General features: G+C 32.7%; 14 protein-coding genes. All 14 read left to right on the top strand.

Annotated features, from left to right (window positions below; translation table 11 throughout):
* Nucleotides 1-588: 588 nt before the first annotated feature.
* Genes HMPREF9075_RS01880 through traK form a run of 14 tightly spaced genes read left to right on the top strand, consistent with a single transcriptional unit; the run spans nucleotide 589 to nucleotide 12472 of the window.
* Nucleotides 589-1050: a hypothetical protein gene (locus tag HMPREF9075_RS01880; RefSeq protein WP_232305037.1), complete on the top strand. Its 462-nt coding sequence runs from the start codon at nucleotides 589-591 to the stop codon at nucleotides 1048-1050.
* A complete protein-coding gene (locus HMPREF9075_RS01875; RefSeq protein WP_034556522.1) occupies nucleotides 980-2506 on the top strand; it encodes a relaxase/mobilization nuclease domain-containing protein in 1527 nt (508 codons plus the stop codon). Before HMPREF9075_RS01880 ends, HMPREF9075_RS01875 begins: the two co-directional genes overlap by 71 nt.
* A gap of 4 nt (nucleotides 2507-2510) precedes the next feature.
* The gene (locus tag HMPREF9075_RS01870) at nucleotides 2511-3146 is read left to right on the top strand and encodes a ParA family protein (protein ID WP_009751297.1); all 636 of its coding nucleotides are present in this window, start codon (nucleotides 2511-2513) and stop codon (nucleotides 3144-3146) included.
* The gene (locus HMPREF9075_RS01865; RefSeq protein ID WP_009751296.1) at nucleotides 3130-3429 is read left to right on the top strand and encodes a hypothetical protein; all 300 of its coding nucleotides are present in this window, start codon (nucleotides 3130-3132) and stop codon (nucleotides 3427-3429) included. Before HMPREF9075_RS01870 ends, HMPREF9075_RS01865 begins: the two co-directional genes overlap by 17 nt.
* Before the next feature lie 20 nt (nucleotides 3430-3449).
* A complete protein-coding gene (locus HMPREF9075_RS01860; protein WP_034556520.1) occupies nucleotides 3450-3956 on the top strand; it encodes a hypothetical protein in 507 nt (168 codons plus the stop codon).
* An 18-nt stretch (nucleotides 3957-3974) separates the two neighbouring features.
* Nucleotides 3975-4307, top strand: a complete 333-nt coding sequence (locus tag HMPREF9075_RS01855) for a DUF4134 domain-containing protein (RefSeq protein WP_009751294.1) — start codon at nucleotides 3975-3977, stop codon at nucleotides 4305-4307.
* Nucleotides 4308-4323: 16 nt separating this feature from the next.
* The gene (locus HMPREF9075_RS01850) at nucleotides 4324-4623 is read left to right on the top strand and encodes a hypothetical protein (RefSeq protein WP_009751293.1); all 300 of its coding nucleotides are present in this window, start codon (nucleotides 4324-4326) and stop codon (nucleotides 4621-4623) included.
* Entirely contained in the window at nucleotides 4604-7615 is a 3012-nt protein-coding gene (locus HMPREF9075_RS01845; protein WP_009751292.1) for a TraG family conjugative transposon ATPase, read from the top strand. Before HMPREF9075_RS01850 ends, HMPREF9075_RS01845 begins: the two co-directional genes overlap by 20 nt.
* A 15-nt stretch (nucleotides 7616-7630) precedes the next feature.
* The gene (locus tag HMPREF9075_RS01840) at nucleotides 7631-8287 is read left to right on the top strand and encodes a hypothetical protein (RefSeq protein ID WP_009751291.1); all 657 of its coding nucleotides are present in this window, start codon (nucleotides 7631-7633) and stop codon (nucleotides 8285-8287) included.
* A gap of 10 nt (nucleotides 8288-8297) precedes the next feature.
* Complete coding sequence (locus HMPREF9075_RS01835; RefSeq protein ID WP_009751290.1) at nucleotides 8298-9002, top strand: hypothetical protein; 705 nt, start codon at nucleotides 8298-8300, stop codon at nucleotides 9000-9002.
* Entirely contained in the window at nucleotides 8999-9661 is a 663-nt protein-coding gene (locus tag HMPREF9075_RS01830) for a hypothetical protein (protein ID WP_009751289.1), read from the top strand. The genes HMPREF9075_RS01835 and HMPREF9075_RS01830 overlap by 4 nt, the downstream gene beginning before the upstream one ends.
* A gap of 8 nt (nucleotides 9662-9669) precedes the next feature.
* Nucleotides 9670-10545: a hypothetical protein gene (locus HMPREF9075_RS01825; RefSeq protein ID WP_009751288.1), complete on the top strand. Its 876-nt coding sequence runs from the start codon at nucleotides 9670-9672 to the stop codon at nucleotides 10543-10545.
* A 10-nt stretch (nucleotides 10546-10555) separates the two neighbouring features.
* Entirely contained in the window at nucleotides 10556-11854 is a 1299-nt protein-coding gene (locus HMPREF9075_RS01820) for a hypothetical protein (RefSeq protein ID WP_157049194.1), read from the top strand.
* Nucleotides 11855-11860: 6 nt separating this feature from the next.
* The gene (traK, locus tag HMPREF9075_RS01815; RefSeq protein ID WP_009751286.1) at nucleotides 11861-12472 is read left to right on the top strand and encodes a conjugative transposon protein TraK; all 612 of its coding nucleotides are present in this window, start codon (nucleotides 11861-11863) and stop codon (nucleotides 12470-12472) included.

Genomic DNA, 12472 nt, shown 5'->3' with positions numbered 1-12472 from the left:
CACAAGGGGGGTGCGGAAAATACACCTACCCTATTTTTTAATAATAATTTGATAATCAAGTAATTAAAAATAAAATCTAATTTTTAAGCTCTTTTCTTCCTAATTATATATTATTATATATATAAATAAAAATAAGCACACACATTTTTTTCTTTCTGCATTTTTACCCAATCTGAGAGTATGATTTACCTTATTTTTAGTAACTATTTGTAAATTTGTTTTTAGGGGCAAGATGTGCCTTTGTATATACACAGTTTTTGCAAAACGGTATACAAAGGCGCATCTTGCTTTTTAGTCTTCTATCTCAAAAACTTGCCTGCGGCTGTATTTTTGTGAAAGAAAACTAAAAAGGGGAAAAAACTTCGGAACTCGTTTTTTCTTTCTATAGGAAATTTAGTTTTAGTTTTTGAGTTCCCAAAAGAACTCAAAAAAGCAAATAGGCTGATAAAAAACAGAAAAAAAGCACTGTACTATATCGTTCAAATTTGTTCAATATAGTACACTACTTTCAAATATGCTTTACTATATCGTTCAAATATGTTCAGTATAATAAACCCCTATTGCACAGCAAAAAAAACCTTTTTTACTTTGCCTCGAAAAACAGATAAAACCTTGAAAGAAAACTACTCTACACATAAGAACAAACATATTATTCTCCGAGTGAGTGAATCCCAAAAACAACACTGGAAAAAACTATGTGCAGAAAGAAAGATTACCCTTACTGATTTGCTAACAAGTGCTGTCGAGGGTAAGATGAGTTCTCAGGAACAACGCGAGGTTTTAAAGTTCATTGAAAAACAGGATAATATCTTTGCTAAGATTGAAAACAATATCAACCAGTTTGCCTATTTAGCTAATGCCAAAAAAGAAGTCTACCGAGATGAACTGATAGCCTTCACAGAACGTTTAGACCAGATTGTTAAACTTAAAGCAGAGCAAAACAAAATCTTTATACAGATTTATAAACTCATAGCTGCCAATGATAGTCAAAATACTAAACTCAGCAAGCAAAGACTTTCACGGGGTGAAGTACAACGACAAGAAGATTAACAACGAAAAGGGCGAGCTGATGCTAATGAAAAACTTTCCGTCTTTCATCAATGCCCAAAGCTCACAAGAGGAGGTTCGTAATTATCTTAAAAGTATTTCACAAAGCAACCGAAGCAAAAAACCTCAGTTTCACACTGTCATTTCTACTAAATATCAGGAACACTCTAAAGAGCAGCTTACAGCTATAGCCGATGAGTTTATGAAAAATATGGGATATGAAAGTCAGCCTTATATAGTGGTTTTTCATAAGGATACCGAAAATAACCACGTGCATATTGTCTCCTCAAGGGTAGATAAAGAGACGGGTAAAAAGATTAATGATAGCTTTGAGAAACTTAAATCACAGCAAGCATTAACATTAGCTATTGAAAAAGTTTTAGGTGTCAACCGTATTGCTAAACTAGATAAACTACTACAGTATCGCTTTAGCAACTTACAGCAGCTTGATAAATTATTAGAACGACACGGTTTTAAACTTTCACAAAGTGAACAGAATTCTAATCAATTACAAATACTACATAACGGAGTAGTACAAAAAACTTTATTAGCAGACCAACTACCAATGCAGGATAAACCTAAAGCTGATAAGCGAGCTCAACAGATAAAGTCCTTTATTGAAAAGTATCAACAGATGTACAGCAATAAAGTTTTTAAAGTAGTAGATGATAGAGCTGAAAAAGGGCTATATCCCAAAGAACATCAAGGAGTACCTAAGATAGAATTTACTAGTGAGCTCCAAGAAAAATTAAAAAATATATTTGGAATAGATATAATATTCCATCATAAAGATGATAAATTACCTTTTGGATATACACTTATTGATAATAAAACACAGCAAGTGTATAAAGGTAGCGAAATTATGAAGCTCAAAGAAGCTTTTGAATTAACCAATAGTAATATTGATAAAAAGAGCTTTGAACGATTAAAGGATTATAATTTAAGTTCTTACAAAGAAAAGCAAATCTTATCACAGCATTTGAATAAAAAAGGAGTACAAGCTGAACCTTTTATGTTCTTTGAAAATAAGCGACTTAAAAACAATAAATCCGATTTTCAACAGATTAAAGCAGATGTAATCCAACATCTTAAGGCTCTTAAAAACGACAGCTTTGTAGTCTTAGAAAAAGATAAAAATGGTGATTACTATGCTATTCATCAACGATTTCATCAAATACATAGCTTACAAAGCCTTATAGGTAGTGAAGCCTACCAAAATTTTATAAGCCAACAAGAGAAATCAACTAATGAAGCAAAAGTTATAACTATTAATGATAATACCTCTGGAACAGGAAGCGATACTGACATCAATCACAGAGAAAGGGTAAATGTTTCAGAGGTTTTAAAAGTCGCTTTAAAAAGCACTGAACATGCTCTTAAAACGCTATTAAGCTCTGGGGCCCCCGTAGGGCGAGATAATACCGAAAACGAACTGAAAAAACGCCGTAAAAAAAGATAATAAAATGATCATCACATTTGCAACCCAAAAAGGAGGGGTAGGTAAAACAACTTTAGCAGTTGCTTTTGCTAACTACCTAACAATAACAAAGAAAGAAAAGGTAAAAGTTTTTGATTTTGATTATCAAAAATCCTTTTACCAAAAATGGGAAGAAGATAAATTCTTACAATTTCCTGAACTCTATGAAGTAGAAATTATAGATGGAGAGCAAAATACCATTGACGGACAAGATATTGCCGATATGAAGCAAAGCGAAACATACTATATATTTGACCTAGCAGGTACATTAGACGGAAGATATATGGAGTTACTTATCTATAGCGACTTTATAGTTATACCTTTTGAATATTCTGATGTATCAACTAAATCTACAATGGTATTTATCAATTTATTAGGAATGATAGAAAGCCAAGCTAATAGAGTGTTTTTACGTTCTAAATACGACAAAGGCTATACATACAAAAACCAACCAGCAATGGACGAAGAAATAAGTCAATACGGATACCTATTACCAACTCCTGTGTATAAACGCAATGATTTACAAAGTATCAATACCCGTAGGCTCTCTTACGAGCAACGCTCAGCCGTAAAGCAAACATTTGAAGAACTAATACAATACATCAATGACAACAACATCTAAAGCTAATAACAAACCTATTAAACTACCTTTTGAAATTCAATTGAATAGAAAGTACAACGAAATAAATGCTGATTATTTTGTCAGTGATTGGACAGAACACCAGGACGAAAGAAGAGAGCGAACTATAAGTATGTGTAATGACCTACATATTGAGCTCGGAAAATTTAGCACCTTTGAAATTAAACTTGATGAAATTATAGATTTAGGATTGCGTTACGCACTTTCTAAACGCGAATTTCGTAGTATGATAGCTAAAGTTATCATTTCAAAAGGTATTGTTTAAATATATAAATCAGAACAAAAATGGTAACACGTTTCTTTATCATAACATTTTTTGTCTATGTAATTTATTACTTGGCAATGTTAATTTATGATGTGTATTTGCGAAAAGAAAAATCAGTGCCAGATGAAGAAGATAAACAAGAGTTTTCTTTGGCAGAAATGGCAGATAATACTATTACTAATGTTGATTTTGACGAAGTAGAACAAATGACTACTAGCTCAAAGATAGAAGTAAATGAAAATGACATTTTTTCTTCTGCAACTGATAGTGAAAATACAGATGAGCCTTCATCTGAAAATTTAGAAGCTTTAAAGAGAAAATTTGAGGAAGAAGAACACTTAGATGATAATGAGGGAGGGCAAACAGAAGTATTCACTCCTATCAATAAGGAAGAAATCTTAAAAAGAGATAATGAACGTTTTAAAAATTTACTGAGCTTAGCTGAAACTAATGTACAAGTGATATTTAATGAAAGTGAAAATGGAGGGTATAAAACTTTTAAAGCTCAGCCTAAAACTAATGTGTAATTTTAATTTTTTTTCAATATGATTAATATTAATACTAATCGACCGTTAGTAACAAGAAAACGGCTACTACTCTTGTTACTATTAACATTGTTTGTAGCCAACACCGATATGTATGCGCAAGGTGCAAGTGCTATCACACAAGCCACGAATACAATCAAAAGCTATTGGACTCCTTTAAAGACACTTATTTGGATGATTGGTGCCATAGTAGGACTCATAGGTGGTTTACGTATCTACAATAAGTGGACTAATGGAGACCAAGATATCAACAAAGAAATTCTTGGTTGGGGTGGGGCTTGTTTATTCCTCATTTTAGTACCTGTGTTTGTAGGAGCATTCTTTGGTTTATAAACTAATTACCTAACCTATGGAATTTTACCTGTACAAGGGGCTTAAAAAACCCCTTGTCCTTTTTGGACTGAAAGATAAGTATATTTATCAAGCTTTAGCTTGTGCAGCATTTGGTATTATTTGTTTAGCAGCTTTACCAAGCCTTATAGGATGGATAGGCTTTCTTATAGGAGCTGCCATTGCAGGTGGAGGAGTGTGGTACATTTTCTATCGTCAAGATAATGTAGGGCTCTATACTAAACAGAAAAACAATGAGGAATTACATATTTTTCCTAAACGCTTTAAAGTAAAAAGAAATGAAAACAAAAACGTTTAATTTTCCCTTTATTGGTTATGATTACGGGCAAGAACACGGATGGAAGTTCGATTGCCTTATAGGGCAGTATGGCAATCCTGTAATAGGTATTCGCATCAAAAATATTGTAGAACAATATTCTGCCGACCCCGATCGTTACGAGCAGTTTCATACCGTTTTAAACCAAGTCATTGCTATTATAGGTGAAAATCACATCGTACAGAAGACTGATATTTTTGCTAAAAAGATATATGTAGCCGAAAAAGAAAATACCTATCTGCAACAAAAATACTCTGAACATTTTAGTGGGCGTACTTACAAAACTATTGATACCGTCTTGTTATTTACGGACTTGCTTGATAACAAAAAAAGTAAATATAAGTTTTCTGAAAAAAACTATAAAGAGCTTCGTGATAAATGTGAAAAAGTATTTATGCTTTTAGAGCAAAATGAATGTACTCCTGAATGGTTGTTAGAAAAAGATTTTGAGTATTACATTGGGGGAATGCTCACTATGCAATTTTCCTCTATGCCTATATTTGACAATATTAAGTCTACTAATGAGTATTTACGTATCGGTAACTCTTTTGTAAAGACTATTAGCTTTGTCGATGTAGAGAATATAGAGTTACCTTCTCAAATAGGTACCTATACAGCAATGGGAGGAAATGGTACTGTATCTGATTTAGCTGTAGATAATTTTTCATTCTTAAATGAGTTAGAAAACTATCAAAGTATTGTTTATAACCAAGTTATTGCAATACCACCCCAAGTACAACGCCAACGAGAGCTTGAAAAGAAAAAGAAAAAACACGAAGGGGTGGCTAAAAGTGCTCCTTCTAATGCTATAGTAGCCGAAGAAATAGACACTCTATTACAAAACATAGCTGTAGATGGACAATTGATAGTAGACGCCCATTTTTCTTTAGTAATAGCTTGTGAAACTTTAGAAAAAATGGAAAAAACACAATCTACTATTGAAAACAAACTATTTACTAAAGGTATCATTATATCTAAAAATGCCTACAACCAAATGGAACTTTTTCGTGCTGCTATTATAGGTAATGCTGTAGAACTTAAAGATTATGATTTATTCACCACTACTAGCGAAGCAGGCTTGTGTTTTTTTTTTAAAGAGAGTTACCCCGTAAGTGAGAAGTCTAATTTCTATTTGCGTTTTGCAGATCGTCAAGGGGTTCCTTTAAAAGTAGATACTGCTGACTTACCTTATCAAACAGGACGTATAAATAACCGTAATAAGTTTGTTTTAGGTCCCTCCGGAAGTGGTAAATCATTCCTGATGAATAATATTGTAGAACAATACCTCACTTATAATTACGATGTAGTAATTGTTGATACAGGCGACTCCTATTCGGGAACTTGCTCTTACAAAGGAGGACGATACATACAATATACTGAAGAAAAACCAATCACTATGAACCCCTTTGCGGTAAGTAAAGAAGAGTTTAATATTGAAAAAACTGAATTTCTTACCAATCTTATATTCCTAATATGGCAAGGAGCGGATGCAACAGTGTCCCCTACACAAAAATCTGTTTTAGATAATGCCCTCCTTGCCTATTACCAACAACACTTTGAAGGACATACAGACTGGCATAAAGATAAAAATGATGAAGATTTATTGCTTTATCTAAATAAGTATAATGTATATGACGAAGATTTAAATTACGATGAAGAACAGACTTATTATGATGTATTAGGGCTTCCTTACAATGCTACTACTGATGAAATAAAAAAACGAGCACGTAAATTAATACAAGAATACCATCCCGATAAAAATCGTAATAAACAAGATTATAATCCTGAAAACTATTTTAAAATATATGAAGCTTATGATACACTTGCCGATGAGGAAAGGCGCAAAGCTTATAATGAAAGTGCCGCACTTATTATGGTACGCAACGAAAGAGAAGTAGCTATTATAGAAGAAGACGAATTAGGTAATGGTGATAGCCATAGAAGGCAGATTATTAAACAAATAAAAAAGATTGAAGATGATTTTAATGTACCTGCATTATCCTTTAATTCCTTTTATGAGTTTTGCGAAAAGTTCCTACCCGTGTATCTAAACAATCGACATCATAAAATCACAGAAGAAGAGTTTAATCTTCGCACATTTTTATTTGTGTTAAAAGACTTTTATAAAGGTGGGCGTTATGGTACTACACTCAATCAAAATGCAGATAACTCATTGTTTTATGAGCCTTTTATTGTTTTTGAGATTGATAATGTTAAGGATAACCCTAAACTATTCCCTATTGTTACCCTTATTATTATGGATACATTCATTCAGAAAATGAGATTAAGGAGTGATAGGCGCAAAGCACTAATTATTGAGGAAGCTTGGAAAGCAATCGCTTCTAAGTTAATGGGAGGATACATTTTGTATTTGTACAAAACAGTACGTAAGTTTTGGGGCGAAGCGGTAGTAGTTACCCAAGAGTTAGATGATATAATTGGTAATGCCGTAGTTAAAGACTCTATCATCAATAATTCAGATACTTTTATTCTGCTAGACCAAACCAAGTTTAAAGATAATTTTGACCGGATAGCAGCTTTGCTATCTCTTAACAAAGTAGAACAAAATAAGATATTTACTATCAATAATTTAGATAATAAAACAGGCAGAGGGCGCTTCAAAGAGTTTTATCTAAAACGTGGCCCACGAGGCGAAGTTTATGGTAATGAGGTATCAATGGAGCAGTATCTTACTTATACCACCGAAAAACCCGAAAAGTCAGCTATATTACACTATGTAAATGCTTTAGGTTCTTATGATAAAGCCTTAGATGCTTTTGTAGCTGATGTAAAAAAATATAAGGAAAAAACAGACGCTATATTCACACTGGTAAACCTTTATAAAAAACCATTAGACGACAAAATTGTAAAATTCTTTAAGGACTTTAAAAAAGAAAATCCTAAAGACACTTTAAAGAAATTTGACTTATACGTGAAAGAGCAAGACAAACCTCTTGCGGAAATAATTCCATAAAAAAAACCATATACTATGAAAAATAAAATATTACTCTCAACCCTTGCAATATTACCTTTTACAACTATAGCTCAAAATGTTTATGTTGATGCTGCTACATCACTTACACTAGAAATTTACGCTAATAGTATAGAAAAAGGACAAGAAAAAATTGAAAAAGAGCAAAATAAGCTACAAAAAGCTCAAGCTTTTATTGCTACTCAGTTAGCTGCTGCTAACAAAATTCAAGATAAAATATATCACGGGCTCTCTGAAGTATCTGGCACACTCCAAAATGGTATGCAAATTAAGCGAATAATTGAAGAAACAAAAGAATGCTTAGAATACCATAAAGAGGTAAATGATATGATACGTAAACACCCCCAATATGCTCCTTTTGCCCATAAAGCAATAAAAGGAGCTTATGAGCAAGCTTTACAATTAGGAGCTGAAATAGCAAGTGTAAAAACAGGAGGAAAAGAACATTTAGCTACTGCAGGAGATAGGTATATGTTACTAAGTAGTATAGAAAGTAAAGTTATAGGACTAAAACTATGGCTTCTTTCTATAAAATTAGCAATGGAAAATGTAATCAGAATAGGTGTTATCAGAGCATTAAACCCTTTTCAAAGTTATATAGATACTGATAAGGATATTATACAAAATATTTTAGAGAGATATAAAAACTTCTAATTTCAAAACAATGAGAAAATATAGTTATATCATAGGAATTTTTCTTTTAGCTTGTGGTGTCTCTTCATTTGGGGGTAAAAAAAAACCTGAGCCAAAAACCGAATACGTTCAAAAAAAAGGAACTTCTATAAATAACATAAGTCAAGAAGTTAAAGCTACAATGGACGAACACGAGCGGCAAAAGCGAATGAATAATAAACAATCTGCCAATACCACTTCCGAAGCTGTAAATAACAAACAATGGAAAAAACTAAAAGAAACAACTACTAAAATACAAGACCGCCTACGAATAGTCGACTTTGCTCTACAAGCTATACCTACAGGCTATGTAGTGGGGACTAAGTCTAAAGAAATAAAGGAGACCCAACAGCGCATTTTGCAAGAGCTACAAACTACCCCTCAAGCTATTAAAAAAGTATTAAGTAGCCAAATTCAATTTGCAGACGACCTACAAATGGTTATGCGTTACCTTACAGGGCTTGTAGTGTCTTATGGGGCTATTAACCAAATGGAACGTAAAGAACGGCAAATACTACTCAATTATGCACTTGATGAGGTAAATAGACTAGCTAATGAATCATTTTATACTCTTATGCTTATCTACGATTACAAAGCACGTTTAGAATACCGAAAAAATATGTTTAAATACTATATAGAACGAGATAAGAACTTAGTAGAAGACTTGATGAAAAATATAAAATCACTTAACCTATGAGAATATTTGTTTTATTAATTATTTTTCTTTCTGCAGTACAGATAAAGGCACAAGATATCGCTGTAGCTATTAATCCTACATTAATGGCACAACTAGCTATAAATCAGTACGTAAGGGAGAGGGCAGTGGATAATGTTAAAGATATGTACGAAAAACAAAATGATTGGTATAAAAAAGCTGAAACTAAAATGGCTCAAGTTGTTTTAGTACACGAGCAAATATACCAAGCTTTATATAATATCAATTCATTATTTAAAAATGCCAAACAATTGGAGCAAATACATAGAGATTTAAACATTTGCAAAATTAATACATATAAAGCTGTAAGCTTAGGAATTAAAAAAACACCGTATTCCGTTTGGATGAAAAAATACTTTTTATATGACTTATCTTTAAGAATTAATGAGCTTAGAAAGATATTCAGTGATGCTTTAAATAAAAAACTACTTATGGATGCTTACGATAGGGAGATGTTATTAGATAATGTCAATTTTAAAATACAAATGATTAATATGTCAGCTTTAAATATTATAAACATTATTAAATACAATGAAAGTCGTGCATATATATACTCTATTCCAATCTTTGGCGACTATATAGAGCAAGATAAAATGATTGTAGAACAAATTATGCAACAATATGATAACCTTTATAAATAAATTTGCTTATGAAACTATATATACTTTGTTTTTTCATCTTTTTTACTGCTACTACCTTAGCACAAATAAAATATGTTACTATACTCAAGGATGAAGGCTTAAATTATCAAGAAAAACGAATGGTAACAGGGGTTGGATGGCGTGCAGAAGATTTTAAACCAGAACCTAATTACATTAAAATTTTTGGCTGGAAAGCCAACATTAGTACGCAGCACGCTGCTGTATGGGGTGATATTTTAGGAATGGACTTAGGTACATTGTCCGGCGATATACGAAGAAATCAAAGGTATAAAAATGGACGTGATATTCGCCCTTTAGGTCCCTACGGACAAGAGACACAACGACACGCTAAATTACTTCTTATGAAAAAAGAAGCCGAGTTAGCTAAAAAACATATAGATAGTATTTATAGCCGCAGTATGGCTGATTTAGCTCATTATACCTCACTTACAGCTAAGGCAGACCCTATGTATTTATTGTATTACAAACGTATGCTTACACCATTGGCTAACTTTCCTGATAACCCTCAAAGCTATCAAGATTGGGGCTTTAAAAATCCTAAAGCCTTTGCTAATGCAAAAGCGACAGGGCAAATAAAATCTTTAGAAAAAAAATTATATACAATAAAAACTATATATGAAAAAGCATTAAAGTTAGATATGCCTCGTGGTAAAAGGTTCTTAATGTATCATAAGGCTATGATAGGTTGGAAAGAATTTTTGACAATGTTAGAAATTTATGATAAAAGTAATAATATTTTGATTGAAGGTAATAGAAAACGACAAGAAGCCCAACGTGCTTTAGACGGGTTAAATAAATACAATGACGATGTACAGATAATGCAAGAAATACTACAAGAATATAAAAACAAATATGGTTTATAAAATTACAGCTATGAATAAGACACTTTTATTTACACTACTTTTGGCTTTGACCTCTTTATTTAGCTATGGTCAGCTTCCCCCTTATAAACCTGGGAATCCTCCTATGATTGGACCTCAGTTGCCTCCTCCAAATCTACAACAGGGTGCACAAATGGTTAAATACCAAAAAGGAAGTGGAGCTTTTGAAGAATGGTTTATGGAGGTATTTGTAAACTTAGAAAAAGATGTTGAAAATATGGCATTTCAGGGGGGACGCTTAGGTTTGGCTATAGGAGTTCTCGGAGGGCTTATCTATTTTTCTGTAATAGGTTTTAGAATGCTCAGCGGTAGTGCCGAATGGGATGTAGAGCCTATGATTAGACCTACTATTATTCTCATAATACTTACTAATTGGTATCCCTTCACTCAATTGATAGAAGCTCCTTTTAATAAGCTCTCCGAAATGCCCGCAAATTATTTCAAACAAATTGAAAAAGATGCTGAAGCTAAAAGAGAATTACGTTATACTAAACAAATGCAGGTATTAGACGCTACTATTAAATACAAAACTCAAAATCAAAATACATTAGTTAAACTCACTAAAAATTTGCCAGGCCCTATAGGTACAATAGCTAGTGCCGTAGAAATTACAGATATGCTTCTTCCTATCCAAGAAACAATAGAGCGTCTTAACTATAGAGAGCAAAAATTATTTGGCGAAACAATCGAACTTATATCGCTATTTATCCTTAGAGTTTGTGTGTATTTAATTTTCTTTATCCAAAAGATTTGGACTTATATGCTTATCGTACTAGGCCCTGTTGCTGTAGGTATGTCTCTTTTCCCTGGTTTTGAAAGTTCTTTCAATAATTGGATTGCCAAGTTTATAAATATAAACCTATATACTTTTATAGCATATACCATTATTAATTTAGGACAGAAAATTATAATGGCAGGCTATGAAATGGATATAAAGCGGCTTTCAGCCATAGTAGACGCTCAAGGAAATGTACTCAATTATGGGCTGTTAGAAAATTATCTTACTTATAGTGGTATGCTCAACTCAGTAATTTTTCCTTGTGTAGGCTATGTAGTAACAGGTATAGCTGTACTAATGACACCCACTATTGCCGATGCCATTGTATCTGCTGGAGGAGCGGGGGTAATGACTAAAGGGAAACAAGCCGCTGCCAAAATAGGAGGTGCTGGAAAAGAAGTGACTACCAAAGTAGCTCCAAAAGTAGCTACTACAGCAGCTTCAGCTGGTGTAGGAGCAGTTTCAACAGCTATTGGAGCAGGTAAATCTGCTATAAACAAACTCGTAAAATAAAGTAATATGATAGTAAAAAACATAGAAAAACGTATCAAAATCAATAAAAATATAGCTATAGCCACTGTTATATTTGCTATGGTTATCGTCATCGTAGGTTTTACTTACTCCTACAAAATAGTGCAAGACTCCCGTCGCTCTATTTATATACTCGATAATGGCATACCTGTATTGGTAAAACAAACGGATGAACTATTAAACCGCCCTGTAGAGTATAAGGCGCAAATAGACCTTTTTCACAAATTATTCTTTACTCTTATGCCCGATGATGAGTATATAAAAAAGAATGTAGATAAGTCTCTGTATCTGATTGATGATACAGCTAAAAGAGAACGTGAAAATCTACTCGAAAAAGGATTTTACAACCAAATAATATCATCAAATGCTACCGTATCTATACAAACTGACTCTATTAACCTCGATCTTAATACTAAAAAGTTTGTCTATTATGGTACCCAAATGATTAACCGTAAAACAAGCCTTATTATACGAAAACTCATTACACAAGGATATTTTAAAGACATAGCACGTACTCCTAATAATGCACACGGAGTACTACTTGAAAACTGGAATATTGTTGATAATAGTGAGGTAGCCGTAAAACAAAAATTCAATTAA

The organism is Capnocytophaga sp. oral taxon 332 str. F0381 (assembly GCF_000318275.2).
Classification (GTDB): domain Bacteria; phylum Bacteroidota; class Bacteroidia; order Flavobacteriales; family Flavobacteriaceae; genus Capnocytophaga; species Capnocytophaga bilenii.
Note: the sequence above shows the minus strand (reverse complement) of the source record. Positions and strands in the feature narration are given on the sequence as shown.

What these genes read in the sequence shown, in the direction of transcription:
- HMPREF9075_RS01875 (WP_034556522.1), top strand. Translation starts at nt 980, where the DNA reads ATGATAGTCAAAATACTAAACTCAGCAAGCAAAGACTTTCACGGGGTG.
- HMPREF9075_RS01870 (WP_009751297.1), top strand. Translation starts at nt 2,511, where the DNA reads ATGATCATCACATTTGCAACCCAAAAAGGAGGGGTAGGTAAAACAACT.
- HMPREF9075_RS01865 (WP_009751296.1), top strand. Translation starts at nt 3,130, where the DNA reads ATGACAACAACATCTAAAGCTAATAACAAACCTATTAAACTACCTTTT.
- HMPREF9075_RS01860 (WP_034556520.1), top strand. Translation starts at nt 3,450, where the DNA reads ATGGTAACACGTTTCTTTATCATAACATTTTTTGTCTATGTAATTTAT.
- HMPREF9075_RS01855 (WP_009751294.1), top strand. Translation starts at nt 3,975, where the DNA reads ATGATTAATATTAATACTAATCGACCGTTAGTAACAAGAAAACGGCTA.
- HMPREF9075_RS01850 (WP_009751293.1), top strand. Translation starts at nt 4,324, where the DNA reads ATGGAATTTTACCTGTACAAGGGGCTTAAAAAACCCCTTGTCCTTTTT.
- HMPREF9075_RS01845 (WP_009751292.1), top strand. Translation starts at nt 4,604, where the DNA reads ATGAAAACAAAAACGTTTAATTTTCCCTTTATTGGTTATGATTACGGG.
- HMPREF9075_RS01840 (WP_009751291.1), top strand. Translation starts at nt 7,631, where the DNA reads ATGAAAAATAAAATATTACTCTCAACCCTTGCAATATTACCTTTTACA.
- HMPREF9075_RS01835 (WP_009751290.1), top strand. Translation starts at nt 8,298, where the DNA reads ATGAGAAAATATAGTTATATCATAGGAATTTTTCTTTTAGCTTGTGGT.
- HMPREF9075_RS01830 (WP_009751289.1), top strand. Translation starts at nt 8,999, where the DNA reads ATGAGAATATTTGTTTTATTAATTATTTTTCTTTCTGCAGTACAGATA.
- HMPREF9075_RS01825 (WP_009751288.1), top strand. Translation starts at nt 9,670, where the DNA reads ATGAAACTATATATACTTTGTTTTTTCATCTTTTTTACTGCTACTACC.
- HMPREF9075_RS01820 (WP_157049194.1), top strand. Translation starts at nt 10,556, where the DNA reads ATGAATAAGACACTTTTATTTACACTACTTTTGGCTTTGACCTCTTTA.
- traK (WP_009751286.1), top strand. Translation starts at nt 11,861, where the DNA reads ATGATAGTAAAAAACATAGAAAAACGTATCAAAATCAATAAAAATATA.